Below are 20,738 nucleotides of genomic sequence, written 5' to 3' on the forward strand. Positions count from 1 at the left end.
GGGACGGCCCTCAGCGGGCCGGCAGGTCCGGAAGCTCGGCCGGCCGCACCGGCCGGCGCTCCCGCCGGGAGACCTCGCAGGCCTCCGCGATCCGCAGCGCCGCCAGACCCTGACGGCCGTCGCACGGGTTGGCGCCCTCACCGCGGACCAGCCGGACGAAGGCCGCCATCTCGGCCTCGTACGCCGGGCCGAACCGCTCCAGGAACCCGGTCCACGGCTTGCTCGCCGCGGGCGGCCCGTGCGGTTCGGTGGACGCGATCGGCGTACGGTCGTCCAGCCCGGCCGACACCTGGTCCAGCTCCCCGGCCAGCTCCATCCGTACGTCGTAGCCGGCCCCGTTGCAGCGGGTGCCCGAGCAGCAGACCAGGGTGCCGTCGTCCAGGGTGAGCAGGGCCGCGGCCGTGTCCACGTCCCCGGCGGCCCGGAACTGCGGGGGACCGGCGTCCGACCCGGCCGCGTACACCTCGGTCACCTCCCGGCCGGTCACCCAGCGGACCAGGTCGAAGTCGTGCACCAGGCAGTCCCGGAACAGCCCGCCCGAGGTCTCCAGGTAGCCGACCGGCGGCGGCGACGGGTCGGAGGTGACGGTCCGGACGGTGTGCAGCCGGCCCAGCGCACCCGAACGGACCAGGTCCCGGGCGGTGACGCAGCCCGCGTCGAACCGGCGCATGAACCCCAGCTGGAGCACCCCGCCGACCGCCTCCACCTCGCGCAGCACCGCCAGGGTGCCGGCCAGGTCCGGGGCCACCGGCTTCTCGCAGAACACCGGCAGCCCGGCCCGCACCGCCCGGACCACCAGTTCCGCGTGCCCGTCGGTGGCCGTGGCGACCACCAGGGCGTCCACCCCCCAGCGGAACACCTCGTCCACCGAGGGGGCCGCGGTGGCCCCCAGCCGGTCGGCCAGCCGGGCCGCGCGCCCGGGGTCGGCGTCGGCGAGCACCAGGGAGCCCGCGTCCTGGTTGCGGCCCAGCGCGGCCGCGTGGAACGACCCGATCCGGCCCGTCCCGACGATCCCGATGCGCATGCGTTCAACGTGACGCCGACCGGGCCGCCTGTCAATCTGCCCCGATGGCCCGTCATCGGCCACTGTGGCGGATACTGGGCGGCTGACACCGGAATGACCGGCTCGACCGAATTTCGAAAGGCAGGCACGGAGACGTGACCAGGGTTGGGACAGGGGTGCGGGTGCTGGGTGCCGTGCTCGCCGCGGTGCTGGGGGCCTCCCTCGCCGGCTGCAGCAGCACCGGCGGCAAGCGCGCCGAGGAGCGGGCCGAGCGGGCGGCACAGGGCCGGGCGACGGTCTCCACCCCGCGCTGGACCTTCGCGATGGTCACCCACGCGGGCGATGGCGACACCTTCTGGGACATCGTGCAGAACGGCGCGAAGGAAGCCGCCCGCAAGGACAACATCAACTTCGTGTATTCGCACGACGACCAGGCCCAGACCCAGGCCCAGTACGTGCAGAACGCCATCGACCAGAAGGTCGACGGGATCATCGTCAGCCTGGCCAAGCCCGAGGCCCTCAAGGACGTCCTGGGCAAGGCCGCCAAGGCCGGCATCCCGGTGATCACCGTGAACTCCGGCTCCGCCCAGTCCAAGGAGTACGGGGCCCTGACCCACATCGGGCAGGACGAGGTCATCGCGGGCGAGGCGGTCGGCGCCGAGCTGAACCGGCGCGGCCGCACCAAGGCCGTCTGCGTCCTCCACGAACAGGGCAACGTCGGCCACGAGCAGCGCTGCGCCGGAGCGAAGAAGACCTTCCGCGGCACCCTGGAGAACCTGTACGTGGAAGGCACCAACATGCCCTCCGTCCAGGCCGCCATCCAGGCGAAGCTCCAGGCCGACCCGGCCGTGGACGCGGTGGTCACGCTGGGCGCCCCCTTCGCCCCGACCGCCGTCAAGGCCAAGCAGGCGGCCGGCAGCAAGGCCGAGATCGACACCTTCGACCTCAACGAGTCGGTGGCCCGCGACCTGAAGTCCGGTGCACTGGGCTTCGCCGTGGACCAGCAGCCCTACCTCCAGGGCTACGAGGCCGTGGACCTGCTCTGGCTCTACCGCTACAACCTGAACACCCTCGGCGGCGGCCTCCCGGTGCTCACCGGACCCCAGATCATCACCAAGGACGAGGCCGGCAAGCTGGAGGAGTACATCAAGCGGGTGACCCGATGAGCACCGCCACCGCCCCGCCCCCGGCCGCCCGGGACGAACGCCTCGCGCCCGCCTCGCTGGCCCGCCGGCTGCTCGGCCGGCCCGAGCTGGGCGCGGTGGTCGGCGCCGCCGCCGTGTTCGTGTTCTTCTCCTTCGCCGCCGACAGCTTCCTCCAGGCGTCCAGCCTGAGCACCATCCTCTACTCGGCCTCCACCATCGGGATCATGGCGGTCCCGGTGGCGCTGCTGATGATCGGCGGCGAGTTCGACCTGTCCGCCGGGGTGATGGTCACCAGCTCCGCCCTGGTCAGCTCGATGTTCAGCTACCAGATGACGGCCAACGTCTGGGTGGGCGTCGGGGTGTCCCTGCTGGCCACCCTGGCGGTCGGCTTCTTCAACGGCTTCCTGCTCACCCGCACCAAGCTGCCCAGCTTCATCATCACCCTGGGCACCTTCCTGATGCTGACCGGCCTCAACCTCGGCTTCACCAAGCTGATCAGCGGATCGGTCTCCACCAAGAGCATCGGCGACATGGAGGGCTTCGACTCCGCCCGCGCCCTGTTCGCCTCCCAGTGGACCGTCGGGGACGTCACCCTGAAGGTCACCATCCTGTGGTGGCTGGCGCTGGTCGCCGTCGCCACCTGGATCCTGCTGCGCACCCGGGCCGGCAACTGGATCTTCGCGGTGGGCGGCGGGGCCGACGCGGCCCGCGCGGTCGGCGTGCCGGTGGTCAAGACCCGGATCGGGCTCTACATGGGCGTGGCCCTGTGCGCCTGGATCTCCGGGCAGCACATCCTGTTCTCCTTCGACGTGGTGCAGTCCGGCGAGGGCGTCGGCAACGAGTTCCTCTACATCATCGCGGCCGTGATCGGCGGCTGTCTGATGACCGGCGGCTACGGCTCCGCGATCGGCTCGGCCGTCGGCGCCTTCATCTTCGGCATGACCAGCAACGGCATCGTCTACGCCCAGTGGAACCCCGACTGGTTCAAGTTCTTCCTGGGGGCGATGCTCCTGCTGGCCACCCTGCTGAACGCCTGGGTCCGCAAGCGGGCGGAGGCACGCGCATGAGCACCCCCGAGACCACCCCCGAGACCACCCCCGGGTCCACGGCCGGGACCGCCCCGCAGGGCACCCCGCTGGTGAAGCTGACCGGGGTCAGCAAGTACTACGGCAACATCCGCGCCCTGGAAGGGGTCTCCCTGGAGGTGTCCGCGGGCGAGATCACCTGTGTCCTGGGCGACAACGGGGCCGGCAAGTCCACCCTCATCAAGATCATCGCGGGGCTGCACCGGCACGACGCCGGCACCTTCGAGATCGAGGGCGAGGAAACCGTCCTGGCCAACCCCCGCGCCGCCCTGGACCGCGGCATCGCCACCGTCTACCAGGACCTGGCCGTGGTCCCCCTGATGCCGGTCTGGCGGAACTTCTTCCTCGGCTCCGAGCCCACCACCGGCCGCGGACCGCTGCGCCGCCTGGACGTCCGGTACATGCGCGAGACCACCCGCGCCGAGCTCCTCCGGATGGGCATCGACCTGCGCGACGTGGACCAGCCCATCGGCACCCTCTCCGGCGGCGAACGGCAGTGCGTGGCCATCGCCCGCGCCGTCCACTTCGGCGCCAAGGTCCTCGTCCTGGACGAGCCGACCGCCGCCCTCGGCGTCAAGCAGTCCGGGGTGGTCCTCAAGTACGTGGCGGCCGCCCGGGACGCCGGACTCGGTGTGGTCCTCATCACCCACAACCCGCACCACGCCCATCTGGTCGGCGACCGGTTCGTGCTGCTCAAGCGCGGTGCCATGGCGGGCTCCCACACCAAGGACTCGATCACCCTGGACGAGCTCACCCGGCAGATGGCCGGTGGATCGGAGCTCGACGAGCTCAGCCACGAACTGGCCCGGGTGGCAGAATCGGGAACAGGCACCGACGACAGGGACGAGTAGGACTCGATGAGCACGTACCGGGACTTCACGCTCGCTCACCGGGGATCCGCGCGGGGCACCGTGCTGCGCACCGTCGGCACCCGGGAGCGGCGGTCCCATCTGACCGCGCCGCGGGTGCCCACCGTCGGCATCGACATCGGCGGCACCAAGGTGATGGCCGGGGTGGTGGACGCCGACGGCGTCATCCTGGAGAAGATCCGCACCGAGACCCCGGACAAGTCCAAGAGCCCCAAGGTGGTCGAGGACACCATCACCGAGCTGGTGCTGGACCTCTCCGACCGGCACGACGTCCACGCGGTGGGCATCGGCGCGGCCGGCTGGGTGGACGCCAACCGCTCCCGGGTGCTGTTCGCCCCCCACCTGGCCTGGCGGGACGAGCCGCTGCGGGACGCCCTGCAGGCCCGGCTCGCGGTCCCGGTGATGGTCGACAACGACGCCAACACCGCCGCCTGGGCGGAATGGCGGTTCGGCGCCGGACGCGGCGAGGACCATCTCGTCATGATCACCCTGGGGACCGGGATCGGCGGCGCCATCCTGGAGGGCGGCCAGGTCAAGCGGGGCAAGTTCGGGGTGGCCGGCGAGTTCGGCCATATGCAGGTGGTGCCCGGCGGGCACCGCTGCCCGTGCGGGAACCGCGGCTGCTGGGAGCAGTACAGCTCCGGCAACGCCCTGGTCCGGGAGGCCCGTGAGCTGGCCGCCGCCGACTCCCCGGTGGCGTACAACATCATCGCCCGGGTCGGCGGGAACGTCCGGGAGATCACCGGGCCGCTGATCACCGAGCTGGCCCGCGAGGGCGACGCGATGTGCATCGAGCTGCTCCAGGACATCGGGCAGTGGCTCGGCGTGGGCATCGCCAACCTGGCGGCCGCCCTGGACCCGTCCTGCTTCGTCATCGGCGGGGGCGTCAGCGCCGCCGACGACCTGCTGATCGGACCGGCCCGGGACGCCTTCCGGCGGCACCTGACCGGCCGCGGCTACCGCCCCGAGGCCCGGATCGCCAAGGCCCAGCTGGGCCCTGAGGCCGGCATGGTCGGTGCCGCGGACCTGGCCCGGCTGGTGGCCCGCCGGTTCCGCCGGGCCAACCGCCGCCGGGTGGAGCGCTACGAGCGCTACGAACGCTATCTGGGCCTGCGCGGCACCCCCGGGCCCGAGGAACAGGAACCGCCGAAGTGAACCCGCCCCCCACCCTGCCCCGCCAGGCGCCCGCCCCCGACGGCGGCGCCCCCGCGCCCGCCGAGGACCGCCGGCACGTGGTGCGGCGGCGCTGGCTGACCGCGATCATCATCGTGCTGCTGATCGGCGTGCCGGCCGGCTACCTGGCCGTCTCCGCGGAGCAGAGCCGCAGCAGCGGCCGCGACAAGGCCGCCAAGGCGGCCGCCACCGAGGTCCGGCCGGGCTGGCCCTCCCGGGTGCAGCGCAGCATCTACCAGGTGCCGGTCCCCGACTGGTCCACCGGGGTCGGGTTCTACGAGACCAACAACTGGCGCACCAGCCGGCTGTACGTGCAGTTCACCACCAACCCGGTGGACCTGGACATCTTCCTGAAGACGATCGGCACCAGCCGGTCCGCGCTCACCCCCGGGGTGTCCGTCGGCGAACGGGACGCCTCGGTGGCCGGCTGGAGCTGGGCCGCCGACCGCAAGTGGTTCGGCACCACCCACGACCAGGCGGATCCGCACCCCACCCAGGACATCACGGTGGACCTCACGGAACCGGACCGGCCCCGGGTCTACGTGGTCTCCACCGCCACCCCGTAGCGGCGGTCGGGGCGTCCCCCGGACCGGGACCGGGCCCTACCCTGGGGATCATGAAGCTCACGAAGAAGCTGCACTCCTGCGTCCAGCTGGAGAAGGACGGCCGGGTCCTCGTCATCGACCCCGGCGCGTTCAGCGAGGCCGACGCGGGACTCGGGGCGGACGCCCTGCTGGTCACCCACGAGCATCCCGACCACTTCGAGGAGGGCCGGCTGCGGGCCGCCCTCGACGCCCAGCCGGGCGCCGCGCTGTGGACCCTGCGCAGCGTGGCCGAGCGGCTGGCCCCGGCCTACCCGGGCCGGGTGCACACCGTCGGCCACGGCGACACCTTCACCGCCGCCGGGTTCGAGGTCCAGGTGCACGGCGAACTGCACGCCGTGATCCACCCCGACCTGCCGCGGATCACCAATGTCGGCTACCTGGTGGACGGTTCCCTGTTCCACCCCGGTGACGCCCTGACCGTGCCGGACGCCCCGGTGGAGACCCTGATGCTCCCGGTGCACGCCCCGTGGAACAAGGTCTCCGAGGTGGTCGACTACCTGCGCGAGGTCAAGCCGGTGCGGGCCTACGACGTCCACGACGCCTATCTCTCGGACCTCGCCCGGCCGGTCTACGACGGGGTCCTGGCGGGCCTCGGCGGCACCGACCACCGCAGACTCACCGCCGGGGACGCCGCCGACCTGTGACCGTCGGTGCCGGGCGGTAGGTTGGTGGCCATGCGTATCGCCACGTACAACGTCAACTCGATCACCGCCCGGCTGCCCCGGCTGCTGGCCTGGCTGGAGAGCTCCGGCACGGACGTGCTGTGCGTCCAGGAGACCAAGTGCTCCGCGGAGCAGTTCCCCGCCGAGGCGCTGAAGGAGCTCGGGTACGAGTCGGCGGTCAACGCCACGGGCCGGTGGAACGGGGTGGCCCTGCTCTCCCGGGTGGGCCTGGAGGAGGTCACCGTCGGGCTGCCCGGCGGCCCCGACTACGAGGGGGTGCAGGAGCCCCGGGCCATCTCCGCCACCTGCGGCGGGGTCCGGGTCTGGTCGGTGTACGTGCCCAACGGCCGGGAGGTCGAGCACGACCACTACGGCTACAAGCTGGAGTGGTTCCGGGCCCTGACCGCCGCCGTGGCCGAAGACGCCGCCGGCCCGCGCCCGTTCGCCGTGCTCGGGGACTTCAACGTGGCGCCCACCGACGAGGACGTCTGGGACCCCTCGGTGTTCGAGGGCCTCACCCATGTCACCCCGGCCGAGCGGGCCGCCCTGGAGGCCCTGCGGGAGGCCGGTCTCTCGGACGTGCCGCCGCGCCCCCTCAAGTACGACCGCGCCTACACCTTCTGGGACTACCGGATGCTCGCCTTCCCCAAGAACAAGGGCATGCGCATCGACCTGGTCTACGGCAACGAGCCCTTCACCAAGGCCGTCAAGGACGCCTATGTGGACCGTGAGGAGCGCAAGGGCAAGGGCGCTTCCGATCACGCGCCGGTCGTTGTCGATCTGGACGTGTAGTGCGACGCTGGAAGGTATGAACCTCGCCTTTCTGGACAACTGGCTGCATCGGCGTGAGACCGGACGGGGTGCGGCGCTGGCCGCGGCGCTCGCGGACGACCCCGAGGGGGTCGCCGAGATGTTCTCCGAATGCGAGATGCTCCGGGTCCAGGCGAGGGCGGGTGGTCTGGAACTCGACCAGACCCCGGCCTCGTTGGAGGCCCTGGACCAGATGATGCCGCGCTGGCGCAGGGATCCGGAGGTCACCCCCTGGCTGGGCAACGACGCCGGTTTCTATCTGGGCACGGTGATCATCCGGACCGTGCCCGGAACCGGCTGGCGGGTCCGGCCGGACGGCCAGCCGGTGATCGGGCTGGTCTCCGGCCGTGAACTGAACGTGGTGGAGGCCGGCGTCGCCTGGGCGATGACCGGCTCCCCCGAGCTCTCCCAGACCTACGCCGAGGCCTCCGAGGGTTTCTAGCGGCCGTCCGTCGGCGAGCCCTGCCAGACGGCGCCGAGGCGGGCTGAGCGCGGAGGCCGCCTCGGCTACCCCGTCCGGCCCGCCACGGGCGCCCACTCGTACAGATCCGGTGTGGACCCGCCCGTGGGATCAGACGGACCTGGCGACCGTCGCGCGTGTCCCAGACCCGGACGGTCCGGTCGACCGACCGCGTGGCCAGGAGGGCACCGTCGGCTGAGAAGGCCAGGCCCTTGACCGGGGCCGAGTGCCCGACCAGGGGCTGCCCCGCCGGTCGCCCGGCCTCCACATCCCACAACCGGACCACATGGAGGAATCCCCTGCGGAGCGCCATCGCCCACTCGGTACCGCTGTTGGGGCAGGCGAAGAGCAGCACGCGCCGGATCCGCGCCAAGTCCTTGCCCCTGCCTTCTCCCAGCATGCGGGCCAGGCAGTACTGGATGACCAGGCCACCCTGACTGTGACCGACGAGAACGAGCTGCCGGTAGGTCTCCGCCTGTGAGTCGAGGTACTCCTTCAGCATGTCGGCGACGTGACACCTCCGGTGCGCCCCTGTGCTCGGCCTTGCGTCACTACCCACGTCACAAGCAGCGCAATCGGCACCAAGGCGGGCGTCATCGCCGGGCGCCGTCTCACTCGAACGGGGGGCGTTCAGCTTTATGCCCCATTTATGCGTGTCGAGGGGAAGTGCCCTTCCCGGACTGGATAGTTTGCGCTGACCTCGACACAGGCGAAAAGTGGGGCAGCGTATGGCCGCCGATCCGTTGATCGAGCTGCGGGACGTCAACAAGCACTTCGGAGCACTGCACGTCCTCCAAGACATCAACCTCACCGTCGGCCGCGGGGAGGTGGTGGTGATCATCGGCCCCTCCGGCTCCGGGAAGTCCACCCTCTGCCGGGCCGTGAACCGGCTGGAGACCATCGAGTCCGGCACCATCACCCTCGACGGGCGGCCGCTGCCCGAGGAGGGCAAGGACCTCGCCGCGCTGCGGGCCGAGGTGGGCATGGTCTTCCAGTCCTTCAACCTCTTCGCGCACAAGACCGTCCTGGCCAACGTCTCGCTGGCCCAGGTCAAGGTCCGCAAGCGGAAGAAGGAGGAGGCGGACAAGCGGTCCCGGGAACTGCTGGACCGGGTGGGACTGGCCGCCCAGGCCGACAAGTACCCCGCCCAGCTGTCCGGCGGCCAGCAGCAGCGCGTGGCCATCGCCCGCGCCCTCGCCATGGACCCCCAGGCCCTCCTGTTCGACGAGCCCACCTCGGCCCTCGACCCGGAGATGATCAACGAGGTGCTGGAGGTCATGCAGCAGCTCGCCCGGGACGGGATGACCATGCTGGTGGTCACCCACGAGATGGGCTTCGCCCGGTCCGCCGCCAACCGCGTGGTGTTCATGGCCGACGGCAGGATCGTCGAGGACCGCGACCCGGAGGAGTTCTTCACCGCTCCGCGCAGCGAACGGGCCAAGGACTTCCTCTCCAAGATCCTCAAGCACTGAGGGGCCGGACCGATGCCGCACCCGCGCAGCTCCCGGCTGCCCCTGAACCTGCTCGTGCTGCTGCTGGCCCTGCTGGCCGCCCTCACCGGCTGCGGCCGCGAGGGCAGCCCCCCGGTCAAGGGGCCGCAGCCCGAGGACCTGCCCGTCTACACCGTCGACACCGGCTTCGACCTGCCCGACTCCGCGACCTGGACCAAGGCAAAGAAGCGCGGCCGGCTGGTCATCGGCGTCAAGGAGGACCAGCCGTACCTGGGGGAGAAGGACCCCTCCGGCGGCCGCTACTCCGGCTTCGACATCGAGATCGCCAAGATGATGGCAGCCTCCCTCGGCTTCGACCCGGCGACCCAGGTCGAGTTCCGCACGATCGCCTCCGCCAACCGCGAGACCGCCCTGCAGAACGGCCAGATCGACTACTACGTCGGCACCTACACCGTCAACGACAACCGCAAGAAGCAGGTGGGCTTCGCCGGCCCCTACTACATGGCCGGGCAGTCCCTGCTGGTCCGCAAGGACGAGACGGAGATCAACGGACCCGAGGACCTGGCCGGCAAGCGGGTCTGCTCCGCGGCCGGCTCCACCCCCTACCAGCGCCTCCAGAAGGAGTACCCCAAGGCGGTCCTGGTGGCCTACGACACCTACAGCGTCTGCGTGGACAACCTGCTGACCTACCAGGTCGACGCCGTCTCCACCGACGACTCCATCCTGCTCGGCTACGCCGCCAAGGTCCCCGAGGACCTCAAGGTGGTCGGCACCCCCTTCTCCAAGGAGCCGTACGGGATCGGCGTCCCGCGCTCGGACAACGCGCTGCGCTTCGCCCTCGACGACGCGCTCGCGGCCAACGAGCGGAACGGCAACTGGAAGAAGGCCTTCGAGGCCACCCTCGGGCTGTCCGGGGTGCCCGCCCCGACACCGCCGCCCATCGACCGCTATCCGGCGAGCTGACGGGAGCCGCACCGACATGGACGTACTCACCGAGAACTTCTCCACCTACGGCAAGGGATTCCTCGGCACCGTCGAGCTCACCGTGTGGGCCTCCCTGCTGGCCCTGGTCCTCGGCTTCCTGATGGCCTCGTTCCGGGTGGCGCCGGTGGGGTCCTTCCGGGTGTTCGGCACCGTCTGGGTGACCGTGCTCCGCAACACCCCCCTCACCCTGCTGTTCTTCGCGGTGCTGCTGGGCCTGCCCCGGTTCGGACTGGTGCTGCCCTTCCAGGTGTTCGCGATCCTGGCCCTGGGCTGCTACACCTCCGCGTTCATCTGCGAGGTGCTGCGCTCGGGCATCAACACGGTGCCCAAGGGGCAGGGCGAGGCGGCCCGCTCGCTCGGCCTGTCCTTCGCCCAGACCCTGGGGTCGGTGGTCCTGCCGCAGGCCTTCCGGTCGGTGATCCCGCCGATCGGCTCCACCCTGATCGCCCTGGCCAAGAACTCCGCCATCGCCGGGGCGTTCAGCGTCACCGAGCTGCTGGGCACCTACAAGACCCTCAACGAACTCGGCTACAGCATCATCTGGACCTTCGTCTGGATCGCTGTGGGCTACCTGATCATCACCCTGTCGATCAGCGCGCTCTTCCACGTGCTGGAGAAGCGCTGGGGAGTGGCCCGATGACCGCACACACCCTGCACGGGGACACGGAGGCCACCGCCCTCTACGACATCCCCGGCCCGCTGGCCCGGCGTCGGCACCTCTACTACGGGGTGCTGTCCACGGTGCTGATCGTGGCGCTGGCCGGCTGGATCCTCTACCTGCTGTTCGACACCGGCCAGTTCACCGCCGAGAAGTGGGCCCCGTTCACCTACCAGGGGATCCAGGAGCTGCTGCTCACCGGCCTGGGGAACACCCTCAAGGCCTTCGCCTACGCCTCGGTGCTCTCGCTGGCGCTGGGCGCGCTGCTGGCCACCGGCCGGCTGTCGGTGCACCGGCCGGTGCGCTGGCTGGCCACGGTGTGCGTGGAGTTCTTCCGGGCCATGCCGGTGCTGGTGATGATCTTCTTCATCTTCGTGGCGCTCAAGGTGCAGCCGCTGCCCGCGCTGGTGGCCGGACTGACCCTCTACAACGGCTCGGTGCTGGCCGAGGTGTTCCGCACCGGGATCAACTCGGTGGACCGCGGCCAGCGCGAGGCGGCGTACGCCCTGGGGATGCGCAAGACCCAGGTGACCACCTTCGTGCTGGCCCCGCAGGGGGTCCGGGCGATGCTGCCGACCATCATCAGCCAGCTGGTGGTGGCCCTGAAGGACACCTCGCTCGGCTACCTGATCACCTATGAGGAGTTCCTGCACGCCGGAAAGCTGATCGCCTCCAACCTCGACTACGGTCTGCCCTTCATCCCGGTGGTCATGATCATTTCGCCGATCTACATCGGGATGTGCATGCTGCTGTCCTGGTTCGCCACCTGGGTGGCCAAACGCCAGCGCCGCAGCCCCAAGACCGAGGCGGTCGACGTCGCCCCGGCCGAGCCGGGGCCGGTGCTGCCCTAGCCGATGGAGCCAGCCCCGCCCCGGCGCCGGTCGGTGATCACTCCTCGCGCAACGGTACCGAGACGTAACTGGGATCGGTCCGGGGCGAGGAGAAGGTCAGCTGTGCGCCGGTGGGGTTGTGCTCGATGTAGAGCGGGTCCACGGTGTCGACGACCAGGGCCAGCCGGTGGCCGGCGGGCACGTCGTAGGCGGTGGAGTAGAGCTCCAGGTCCACTCCGAAGGGCCGTCCCGGGGTCTTGCCGTGGAAGGTGAGCGGGGCGTTGGAGACCAGTTTTCCGATGCCCAGCGCGTTGACGTCGTAGAGGTAGGCCACGAAGGTGCCGTCGCCCTTGGTGGGGGTGACGGTGGTGTGCAGTTTCACGGTGCCGCGGATCCGGCGCACCTCGTCCTGCCGGCCGGACTGCCATACGGCGGCGAAGGCCCGGGGGAGCAGCGGGACGGAGGCCACCGGCGGGGCCTGGAACAGCTGGTCCATCAGGTTGGACAGGAACACGATGCCGCCGTTGGCGCCGGAGTCCACGCCTCCGAACAGGTGCTCGCTGTCGGACAGCGGGATCCGCAGCTCGCCGGCCTCGCCGACGGAGCGCCAGTCGGGGTATCCCTCGTAGCCGCCGTCGCTGCGGGACTTCAGCTGCACCGGGGACTCGGTGTCCACCCCGTTCCGTTCGCCCTTGAGATGGCGGTCGAACCACCGGGTGGCGTTGGTCCAGGTGTCGTTGGGCAGGCCGAGCAGTCCGGTGCCCTCGGCCGTGGCGTGGTCCCCGGGGCGGAACTCCAGGCGCTTGGGGCCGGTCAGCTTCTCGAAGAAGGCGGCGTACTGGTTGGGCGGGAAGAGGGTGTCCCCCCAGGCGTTGCCGAGGAAGACGGCGGTGCCGTTGGCGTTGAGCCGGTGCACCTGCTCGCCGGGGGAGCGCTTCTTCCCCCAGTCGATCATCTGCTGCTCGTTCTCCAGCCGGGAGCCGAGGAAGTCGCCGAGGATCCGCTCCAGTTCGGGGCCGGGGCGGCCGGTCAGATAGCCGGCGACGCCGAGCACCGCGGCGGCCTGGAGGTGCTGGGTGCGGCCGGAGTAGATGGAGTCGATCAGGTCGGCCCAGCCGCTCATGGCGACCACGGCCTTGACCCGGGGGTCGTGGGCGGCGGCGAGCAGGCTGATGCCGGCCCCGTAGGAGACCCCGCCGAGGCCGACGCGGTCCGGGTCGGCCGGGCTGTTGGCGAGGGCCCAGTCGATGACGGCGGAGACGTCGGCGATGTCCGGCGGGCCGGCCACCTCGATCTGCCCGCCGGAGAGCCAGAACCCGCGGGAGGTGTAACTGACCACCACGTAGCCGGAGTCGGCGAGCTTCTTGGCCTGGGCGACGTATTCGATCTGGGGGGTGGCCCAGCTGGTGGGCAGCACGATCAGGGGGTACTTCGCGCCGCTGCCCGGGTGGAACCCGGCCGGGGTGAAGACATTGCCCTTGAGGGTGATGCCGCCGGAGCCGGGGATGTCGTGGAAGCGGAGCTCGCTCCGCTCCGCGGCGGTGCCCGCCGGAGCCGCCTGGGCCTGGTGGGGGGCCAGGCCCAGGACGGCTGCGGTCAGGACGGCTGCCACGGCTGCGGTGGCGGTTCTGCGGGCCATCGTTCGCTCCTCGCGTGCGCCGGATCGTCAAAGTGACCCGACGGTAACGGGAGCGGATTACCTCAGGTAACCCATCGGTAAGTTACGCGGTGGTAACGATTGAACGAAAGTCAGGCACCCGTGCCGGTGCCCGCGCCGGTGCCCGTGCCGCTGTCCGCTCCGGAGCCGTTGAGCGCGCTCTTGGCCTTCCACTGGTCCCAGCTCAGGTTCCACTCGCCGTAGCCGTTGCCGATGTCCGCGTTCCCCTTGGAACCCGAACCGACCACCTCGAACGGGTCGCCGACCCGCACCATGGCGTAGAACTCGGCGGCATTCGCCGTGCTCATCCCCACGCAGCCGGAACTGCTGTTGACCCGGCCGAAGTTGGCGTTGTTCCAGGGCGCGGCGTGCGCGTACATCCCGGACCAGGTCAGCCGCATCGAGTAGTCGACCATCTTGTCGTAGGCGTCGCCCAGGCCGACCGTCTGGGAGTCCATCCGGATCGTGCCCTCCTTCGACATCAGCACCATCTTCCCGGACCAGGAGGCCTTCTGGCCGCCCGGGGTGCCGGCCGAGATGGGGATGCTCCTCACCTCCCGCCCGTCCTCGGTCACCTTCATCCGGCGGGTGTTCAGGTCCACCGTCATCCGGCGGTCCTTGCCGATGGTGAACTCGGTGTTGTAGTCGCGGACGAAGTAGCCGCCGCCCTTGCCGGAGTCCACCCCGTTCAGGTCCAGCCGCACCTTCACCGTGGTGCCCGACTTCCAGTACTCCCGCGGCCGCCAGTCCACCCGGTCCTTGCCCGAATAGTCCTTGAACCAGCCCCAGGAGCCCTCGGTGCTGTTCGAGGTGGTCACCTTCAGGTGCTTCTCCACCTCGGCCTTGTTCTTCACCGGGTTGTCGAACACCAGGGACACCGGCTGGCCCACGCCCACCGTGGTGTTCTTGCCGGGATTGATGGTGATCTTGTTGACCTTGTCGGCGGCCGTCGTCCTGAACTGCGTCTTCGCGCTCTGACTGTCGGTGTTCTGCGCCTCGACCGTGTACGAGGTGCCCGGCGAGGCGTTGCGCTCCGAGGTCCAGGACCGGCCGTCGGCGGATATCCGGCCCGCCAGCTCCCCGCCCTTGGCGTCGGCCACCTTCACCAGCGCCAGCTTGCCCTCGGCCAGGGTCACCTTCACCGGCTCGCCCGCCTTGACCTCACTGCCGGTCAGGTTCACCGAAACGGCCATCTCCGGCTTCTTCTTCATCTCCGCGCTGCCGGCGCCCTTGTCCGACCCGGAACCGCCCGACCCGTCCGACCCGCCCGAGCAGGCGGTCAGCGCGACGGCGGCCAGCAGGGCCGTCCCCGCGAGGGCGGCATGACGTGCGGTGCGGCGAGTGCGGCGAGTGCGGCTCAACTAAACCCCTCCAAAACAATGAGCGTCCGCAAAGTAGGAGCGAACACCACGACCATAGGTTCCGGCCGGTGCCGAAAAACCCCCGGAACGGGATGTGACGTGCACCGCAGCAGAACGGTCATCGTCCGGTCACATACGCCGCGCACCCCGGTCACGGGCGGCTGGGAGAGTCCCGTCCATCCCCACTCGGACCCACCGGAAGGCCGACAGCCGTGTGTGCACTGCTCGTGACCCCCGCCCCGAACCACCTGGACCGGGAGCTCACGGTCCGCACCCTGTCCGTCCCCGAATACCAGGGCTTCCTGACCGGGCACGGCGGGGCCAGCTTCCTCCAGTACCCCTCCTGGGCCGGGGTCAAGGACCTCTGGCGCTCCGAACGCCTCGGCTGGCAGGAGTCCGACGGACGGATATCCGGCGGCGCCCTCGTTCTCTATCGCCAATTCCCCGGTACCCGCAAATACTTCGCCTACCTGCCGGAAGGCCCGGTCGCCGACTGGTCCGACCCGGACATCGACCGCTGGCTGAAGCCGCTGCTGCGCCATCTGCGGGCGGCCGGCGCCTTCGCCGTCCGGATCGGCCCCACCCCCGTCTACCGCCGCTGGAGCGCCGCCACCGCCAAGGCCGCGACCGGCCCCGGCCGGCAGCTCTCCGACGTCCTGGCCACCGAGGTCGACCCGCTCGGCACCGCCGTCGCCGACCGGCTGCGCTCCCGCGGCTGGCAGCGCTGCGGCGGCGAGAGCGACGGGGACGCCCAGCCCCGCCACGTGTTCCGGGTCCCGCTCGCCGGCCGCTCCCTCGACGACCTGTGGTCCGGCCTCAACCAGGAATGGCGCCGCAACATCCGCAAGGCCGAGAAGGCCGGGGTGCAGACCGTCCTCGGCGGCCCCGAGGACCTTCCCGAGTTCTTCCGGCTGCTCCGCCTCACCGAGGAGCGCGACGGTTTCCGCCTCGGCCGCTCCCTCGACTACTACCGGCAGCAGTACGAGGTCCTCAACGCCGAGGCACCCGGCCGGATGCGGCTCTACCTGGCCGTCCACCAGGGCGAGGTGCTCGCCGCCCACACCATGATCGTGGCCGGCCGCCGGGTCTGGTACCAGACCGGGGCCTCCGCCGACCACCGCCGTGAGGTCCGCCCCAGCAACGCCCTGCAGTGGCGGATGATCTGCGACGCCCACGCCCTCGGCGCGGAGGAGTACGACATGCGGGGGGTACCCTCCACCCTCGACCCCGACGAACGCTCCTTCGGACTGCTGCGCTGGAAGCTCGGCACCGGCGGACAGGTCGTCGAAACGCTCGGCGAATGGGAAACCCCGATGGACGGCTACGCCAACCACGCACTGCACAAGGCCTTCCAGGCCTATCTGGCCCGCCGGTGAACCACCGCACCACCGCACCGCCGGCCGGCCGCCCCGGCCCGGCCGCCGCCGGGGCGCCCGCCGCCGGGGCCGAGCCCGCCGTGCCCGCCACCGCGCCCGCCCCCGCACCTGCCGCCAGGGCGTCCGTTCTGCGCAGCGGCGCCCTCATGGCGGCCGGCTCCATCGTCTCCCGCGCCACCGGCTTCGTCCGCTCCGCCGTGGTCGTCGCCGCCCTCGGCACCGCACTCCTCGGCGACGGCTACGCCGTCGCCAACACCGTCCCCAACATCCTCTACATGCTGCTCGTCGGCGGCGCCCTCAACGCCGTCTTCGTCCCCGAACTGGTCCGCGCCGCCAAGGAGCACGGCGACGGCGGCCGGGCCTACACCGACCGGCTGCTCACCGCCTGCACCCTCGCCCTGATCCTCCTCACCGCGACCGCCGTGCTCGCCGCGCCCCTCCTGGTCGAGGCCTACACCGGCTACGACGGCGCCCAGGCCGACACCACCGTCGCCCTGGCCCGCTACTGCCTGCCGCAGATACTCTTCTACGGCCTGTTCACCCTGCTCGGCCAGGTGCTCAACGCCCGCGGCCGGTTCGCCGCGATGATGTGGACCCCGGTCCTCAACAACCTCGTCATCATCGCCGTGTTCGGCCTGTTCCTGTACGTCTCCCACCACGACGGCGGCGCCGCCGGGGGACTCACCGCCGGCGAGACCCGGCTGCTCGGCATCGGCACCACCGCCGGCATCGTCGTCCAGGCCCTCGCCCTGGTCCCCTCGCTGCGCGCCGCCCGGTTCCGCTGGCGCCCCCGGCTCGACCTCCGCGGCAGCGGTCTGGCCCGACCGCTGCGCAACGCCGGCTGGCTGGTCCTGCTGGTCCTCACCAACCAGATCGCCTACTGGGTGGTCACCCGGCTCTCCACCACCGCCGGAGCCCGCGCCGTGACCGAGCAACTGGCCGGCGGCGCCGGATACACCGCCTACAGCAACGCCTACCAGCTGTGGATCGTCCCGCAGGGCATCATCACCGTCTCCCTGGTCACCGCCCTGATGCCCCGGATGAGCTCCGCCGCCGCCGACGGCGACCTGGCCGCCGTCCGCACCGACATCTCCTACGCGCTCCGCAACAGCGCCGCCCTGGTGGTGCCCGCCGCCTGCCTGTTCGCCGCCCTCGCCCCCTGGGTGATGGGCAGCGTCTTCGGCTACGGCCGCACCGACGCCGACGACATCCAGGTGATGGCCGGCATGCTGATCGCCTTCGCCCCCGGCCTGATCGCCTTCTCCGCCCAGTACGTCCTGGCCCGCGGGTTCTACGCCCTCTCCGACACCCGCACCCCGTTCACCCTGAACCTGGTCATCGCCGCCCTGAACGCCGGCCTCGCCGCCGCGGCCTACTGGCTGCTGCCCACCCGCTGGGCCGTCACCGGCATGGCCGCCGGCTACTCCCTCGCCCTGACCGCGGGCTGCGCCCTCACCGCGTACGTCCTGTCCCGGCGGCTCGGCCCGCGCGGCGGCACCCGGAAGGAGCGCCGGGCCACCGCCCTCCGCGCCCATCTGCGGCTGCTCACCGCGAGCGTCCCCGCCGCGGCCGCCGGCTGGGCGGCCGCCCGGGCCGCCGACGGCCTCGGCGACATCGTGGCCCTCGTCACGGGAACCGGGGTGCTGGCCGGCTGCGTCGTGATCCTCGCCGGGCCACTGGGCCTGACCGAGATCACCGGGCCACTGGCCTCCCTCCGCCGCCGCTTCGGCCGTTAGTCCGGCCGGACGGGACGTTCGGGGGAGGGGGCGGCCCCGACCCCCTGGGATACTTGCCGGATGCCACGCGTACTGCTGATCGAGGACGACCCCTCCGTACGGGAAGGGGTCGGCCTCGGCCTGCGCCGCAGGGGCCACGAGGTCAGCGCCGCCGAGACCGGCGAGGCCGGCCTCGCCCTGATCCCCGGCTTCCGCCCGGAACTGGTCCTCCTCGACCTGATGCTCCCCGGCATCAACGGGGTCCAGGTGTGCCGCCGGATCCGCGAGAACAGCCAGATCCCGATCATCATGCTCACCGCCCGCGGCGACGACTTCGACGTGGTGGTCGGCCTGGAGGCCGGCGCCGACGACTACATCGTCAAACCCGCCCGCACCGAGGTCATCGAGGCCCGCATCAAGGCCGTGCTGCGCCGGCTCGCCGACCCCGTCGGCCGGCCCGGCACCGAACACCACGGAGACCTCGCCGTCGACCGGGCCGGCCTCACCGTCGCCAAGAACGGCGAGCGGATCGCCCTCGCCCCCAGCGAACTCAAACTGCTGCTCCACCTGTCCGCCTCGCCGGAACAGGTCTTCAGCCGCCAGCAGCTCCTGGAATACGTGTGGGAGCACAGCTACCACGCGGACGCCCGGCTGGTGGACGCCTGCGTCCGCCGCCTCCGCACCAAGATCGAGGAATCGGCCGGCCACCCCCGCTACATCCAGACCGTACGGGGCTTCGGCTACCGCTTCGGACCCCTCTGAACGGCCCGGAACCCCCACACCGTGATACGTCCCCGCCTCCGCCCCCGCGGCCTCGGCCTGCGCACCCGGCTGATCGCCGCCTTCCTCCTCGTCGCCGCCATCAGCGCCGGCACCACCGCCACCTTCACCTACCGCGAGGCACGCACCGCGATCCTCCGCCAGTCCCAGGACGTGGCCGTGGAAACCCTCCGCGACCAGGTCGAGAACCTGTCCGAGGTCCCGCTGCCGATGGACGAACGGACCATGCGCCGCATGGTCAACGACATCGCCAAGCGCGCCAAACCGCACCCCTGGTACCTCTTCGCCGAATACGGCTCCTTCCGCGTCTCCAACGTCCTGCGCCCCACCTCCACCCTGATCACCGACGGCCTCCGCCGCCGGGTCACCGAGGGCACCCTGGGCGCCTTCCAGCGGGTCGACGACACCAACGGCAAACCCACCCTGGTCGCCGGCATGCCCGCCGTCTTCCAGCAGAACGGGGTCACCCAGCCCACCGGCCTGGTCTTCTACCTCGTCATGCCGCTCACCTCCGAACAGACCACCGTGGACCTGATGGTCGAAGCCGCCCGGCAGGGCGCCGTACCCGGCCTCGCCATCGCCCTGATCCCCGCCCTGATCGCCGCCCGCAGCGTGCTGCGCCCGGTCCGCGAGATGCGCCGCGCCACCCAGCGGATCGGCCGCGGCCGGCTCGACACCCGGATCGAGGTCCGCGGATCCGACGAACTCGCCGGACTGGCCCGCACCTTCAACGAGACCGCCCGCGCCCTGGAGACGTCGGTGGACGAACTCCAGCAGGCCGAGGCCCGGGCCCGCCGGTTCGCCGCCGACGTCTCCCACGAACTGCGCACCCCGCTCGCCGGGATGCTCGCCGTCACCGAGGTCCTCGACGAGGACGCCGAACAACTCGACCCCGACACCGCCAAGGCCCTCCGGCTGGTCAGCGCCGAGACCGGCAAGCTCGCCGTGCTGGTCGAGGACCTGATGGAGATCTCCCGGTTCGACGCCCGCGCCGCCGAGCTCAACCTGGACGAGGTGGACATCGCCGAAGCCGTCTCCAAGACCCTGGAACGCCGCCACTGGGGCCCCGACCAGGTCCTCACCCGGCTCCCCCCGGACGTCCGCGCCCGACTGGACCCGCGCCGCTTCGACGTGATCCTCGCCAACCTGGTCGGCAACGCGCTCCGGCACGGGGCCGCCCCCGTCACGGTCACGGTCCGCACCGCCACCGGCCCCGGGGGACAGCCCCGGCTGACCCTGGAGGTGGCCGACAGCGGACCGGGCATCGCCCCCGAGGTGCTCCCGTACATCTTCGACCGCTTCTACAAGGCCGACGCCTCCCGCGCCCGCTCGGCCGGCAGCGGACTGGGCCTGGCCATCACCCTGGAGAACATCCGGCTGCACGGCGGATCCGTCCGCGCCGCCAACGGGGCGGCCGGCGGCGCCGTCTTCCTCGTCGACCTTCCGCTGGAGGCCCGCGCGTGACCCGCAGGACCACGGCCGCCTCCCTCGCCCTGCTGGCGGGCCTGCTGCTGGCGGGCTGCGACATCGGCCCCACCGAGGTGATCGAGAGCGGCCGCCCCGCCTCGGTCACCGCCGGCGACCCCAACGGCACCTCGGTGGTCTACCTGCTCGACCCCGAGGGCCGGCTCGCCCCCGTCCAGCGGCACCGCTACCCGCAGTACACCGCCCCCGCCCTGCTGCGGATCCTGCTGGACGAGGGCCCGACCGCGACGGAGAGGGCCGCCGGGCTGCGCACCGCGCTGCCCCCGCTGGGCTTCCGGAGCCAACCCGGCGCCGGGGAGGGGGCCGAGTCGGTCCCCCGGCTCGACCTCAGGGAGGACCGGGCCCACCCGAAGGAGGTCAACGTCGTCCACCTGGCGGACGGGGTGCAGGAGGCGCGGATCGGGATCCCCGTGCTGGACCTCGACGGGTTCGGGCGCCAACAGCTGGTGTGCACGGTGGCGGTGGCCGCCGTCACCCCGGACGGGGCCGCCAAACCCGAGGTCGTGCTGACCGGCACCGACGGCCGGCTCCCGGCCGAGGCCTGCCCCCTCGACGACTGACCGGCCGGCCCGGGGCTTGCGGAGCGGCCCCCCGGGCCCGCACTGTGACGCCCATGGACGAGCCCGCCC

The 20,738-nt window shown here is 71.6% G+C and carries 20 protein-coding genes and 1 pseudogene; 17 read left to right on the forward strand and 4 right to left on the reverse strand.

Translation table 11 applies throughout. The features are described from left to right. Positions 1–10: 10 nt before the first annotated feature. On the reverse strand, positions 11–1,024 hold the full coding sequence (locus tag ACZ50K_RS10060; RefSeq protein WP_468900038.1) for a Gfo/Idh/MocA family protein: 1,014 nt from the start codon (positions 1,022–1,024) through the stop codon (positions 11–13). Positions 1,025–1,158: 134 nt separating this feature from the next. Between ACZ50K_RS10060 and ACZ50K_RS10065 the strand changes: the two genes are divergently transcribed. Genes ACZ50K_RS10065 through ACZ50K_RS10100 form a run of 8 tightly spaced genes read left to right on the forward strand, consistent with a single transcriptional unit; the run spans position 1,159 to position 7,794 of the window. Then, positions 1,159–2,169 (forward strand): sugar ABC transporter substrate-binding protein, encoded by a 1,011-nt coding sequence (locus ACZ50K_RS10065; RefSeq protein ID WP_468900040.1) that lies wholly within the window; start codon positions 1,159–1,161, stop codon positions 2,167–2,169. Further along, complete coding sequence (locus tag ACZ50K_RS10070) at positions 2,166–3,215, forward strand: ABC transporter permease (protein ID WP_468900043.1); 1,050 nt, start codon at positions 2,166–2,168, stop codon at positions 3,213–3,215. The genes ACZ50K_RS10065 and ACZ50K_RS10070 overlap by 4 nt, the downstream gene beginning before the upstream one ends. Further along, complete coding sequence (locus ACZ50K_RS10075) at positions 3,212–4,084, forward strand: ATP-binding cassette domain-containing protein (RefSeq protein ID WP_468900045.1); 873 nt, start codon at positions 3,212–3,214, stop codon at positions 4,082–4,084. The genes ACZ50K_RS10070 and ACZ50K_RS10075 overlap by 4 nt, the downstream gene beginning before the upstream one ends. A 6-nt stretch (positions 4,085–4,090) precedes the next feature. Then, a complete protein-coding gene (locus tag ACZ50K_RS10080; RefSeq protein WP_468900048.1) occupies positions 4,091–5,257 on the forward strand; it encodes an ROK family glucokinase in 1,167 nt (388 codons plus the stop codon). Then, positions 5,254–5,841: a hypothetical protein gene (locus ACZ50K_RS10085; protein ID WP_468900051.1), complete on the forward strand. Its 588-nt coding sequence runs from the start codon at positions 5,254–5,256 to the stop codon at positions 5,839–5,841. The genes ACZ50K_RS10080 and ACZ50K_RS10085 overlap by 4 nt, the downstream gene beginning before the upstream one ends. Positions 5,842–5,891: 50 nt before the next feature. Then, the gene (locus ACZ50K_RS10090; RefSeq protein ID WP_468900053.1) at positions 5,892–6,524 is read left to right on the forward strand and encodes an MBL fold metallo-hydrolase; all 633 of its coding nucleotides are present in this window, start codon (positions 5,892–5,894) and stop codon (positions 6,522–6,524) included. 30 nt (positions 6,525–6,554) lie between these two features. After that, entirely contained in the window at positions 6,555–7,334 is a 780-nt protein-coding gene (locus ACZ50K_RS10095; RefSeq protein ID WP_468900056.1) for an exodeoxyribonuclease III, read from the forward strand. A 16-nt stretch (positions 7,335–7,350) separates the two neighbouring features. Further along, entirely contained in the window at positions 7,351–7,794 is a 444-nt protein-coding gene (locus tag ACZ50K_RS10100) for a DUF6278 family protein (protein WP_468900059.1), read from the forward strand. Between the two features lie 169 nt (positions 7,795–7,963). Here ACZ50K_RS10100 and ACZ50K_RS10105 read toward each other — a convergent pair. Beyond that, positions 7,964–8,653: pseudogene (locus ACZ50K_RS10105) on the reverse strand (hypothetical protein); the annotation flags it as partial. On the opposite strand from ACZ50K_RS10105, the gene ACZ50K_RS10110 reads away from it, so the two are divergent. The 4 genes from ACZ50K_RS10110 to ACZ50K_RS10125 are packed head-to-tail and all read left to right on the forward strand — an operon-like array spanning position 8,541 to position 11,756. After that, a complete protein-coding gene (locus ACZ50K_RS10110) occupies positions 8,541–9,284 on the forward strand; it encodes an amino acid ABC transporter ATP-binding protein (RefSeq protein ID WP_468901140.1) in 744 nt (247 codons plus the stop codon). The pseudogene ACZ50K_RS10105 and the gene ACZ50K_RS10110 sit on opposite strands and share 113 nt — an antisense overlap. A gap of 12 nt (positions 9,285–9,296) precedes the next feature. Beyond that, positions 9,297–10,226 carry a glutamate ABC transporter substrate-binding protein gene (locus tag ACZ50K_RS10115; RefSeq protein ID WP_468900062.1) on the forward strand — a complete coding sequence of 310 codons (930 nt, stop codon included), beginning with the start codon at positions 9,297–9,299 and terminating at the stop codon, positions 10,224–10,226. A 16-nt stretch (positions 10,227–10,242) separates the two neighbouring features. Continuing rightward, positions 10,243–10,887 (forward strand): amino acid ABC transporter permease, encoded by a 645-nt coding sequence (locus ACZ50K_RS10120; RefSeq protein WP_468900065.1) that lies wholly within the window; start codon positions 10,243–10,245, stop codon positions 10,885–10,887. Continuing rightward, positions 10,884–11,756 carry an amino acid ABC transporter permease gene (locus ACZ50K_RS10125; RefSeq protein ID WP_468900068.1) on the forward strand — a complete coding sequence of 291 codons (873 nt, stop codon included), beginning with the start codon at positions 10,884–10,886 and terminating at the stop codon, positions 11,754–11,756. Before ACZ50K_RS10120 ends, ACZ50K_RS10125 begins: the two co-directional genes overlap by 4 nt. A gap of 37 nt (positions 11,757–11,793) precedes the next feature. Here the strand turns inward: ACZ50K_RS10125 and ACZ50K_RS10130 are convergent, their stop codons facing one another. Together ACZ50K_RS10130 and ACZ50K_RS10135 are read right to left on the reverse strand one after the other, a co-directional pair. Beyond that, positions 11,794–13,374, reverse strand: a complete 1,581-nt coding sequence (locus ACZ50K_RS10130) for a CocE/NonD family hydrolase (protein WP_468900071.1) — start codon at positions 13,372–13,374, stop codon at positions 11,794–11,796. A 110-nt stretch (positions 13,375–13,484) separates the two neighbouring features. Continuing rightward, positions 13,485–14,753 (reverse strand): L,D-transpeptidase, encoded by a 1,269-nt coding sequence (locus ACZ50K_RS10135; RefSeq protein WP_468900074.1) that lies wholly within the window; start codon positions 14,751–14,753, stop codon positions 13,485–13,487. Between the two features lie 275 nt (positions 14,754–15,028). Here ACZ50K_RS10135 and ACZ50K_RS10140 point away from each other — a divergent pair, with 275 nt between their 5' ends. Genes ACZ50K_RS10140 through ACZ50K_RS10160 form a run of 5 tightly spaced genes read left to right on the forward strand, consistent with a single transcriptional unit; the run spans position 15,029 to position 20,669 of the window. Beyond that, positions 15,029–16,129 (forward strand): lipid II:glycine glycyltransferase FemX, encoded by a 1,101-nt coding sequence (locus tag ACZ50K_RS10140; RefSeq protein ID WP_468901143.1) that lies wholly within the window; start codon positions 15,029–15,031, stop codon positions 16,127–16,129. Then, on the forward strand, positions 16,054–17,865 hold the full coding sequence (gene murJ, locus ACZ50K_RS10145) for a murein biosynthesis integral membrane protein MurJ (protein ID WP_468900077.1): 1,812 nt from the start codon (positions 16,054–16,056) through the stop codon (positions 17,863–17,865). The genes ACZ50K_RS10140 and murJ overlap by 76 nt, the downstream gene beginning before the upstream one ends. Positions 17,866–17,925: 60 nt before the next feature. Next, entirely contained in the window at positions 17,926–18,606 is a 681-nt protein-coding gene (locus ACZ50K_RS10150) for a response regulator (protein WP_468900080.1), read from the forward strand. Positions 18,607–18,627: 21 nt separating this feature from the next. Continuing rightward, positions 18,628–20,088 (forward strand): ATP-binding protein, encoded by a 1,461-nt coding sequence (locus tag ACZ50K_RS10155; RefSeq protein WP_468900083.1) that lies wholly within the window; start codon positions 18,628–18,630, stop codon positions 20,086–20,088. Then, on the forward strand, positions 20,085–20,669 hold the full coding sequence (locus ACZ50K_RS10160) for a hypothetical protein (protein WP_468900086.1): 585 nt from the start codon (positions 20,085–20,087) through the stop codon (positions 20,667–20,669). Before ACZ50K_RS10155 ends, ACZ50K_RS10160 begins: the two co-directional genes overlap by 4 nt. Positions 20,670–20,738 lie beyond the last annotated feature (69 nt).

This window comes from Streptomyces sp. NPDC033845 (assembly GCF_055576225.1).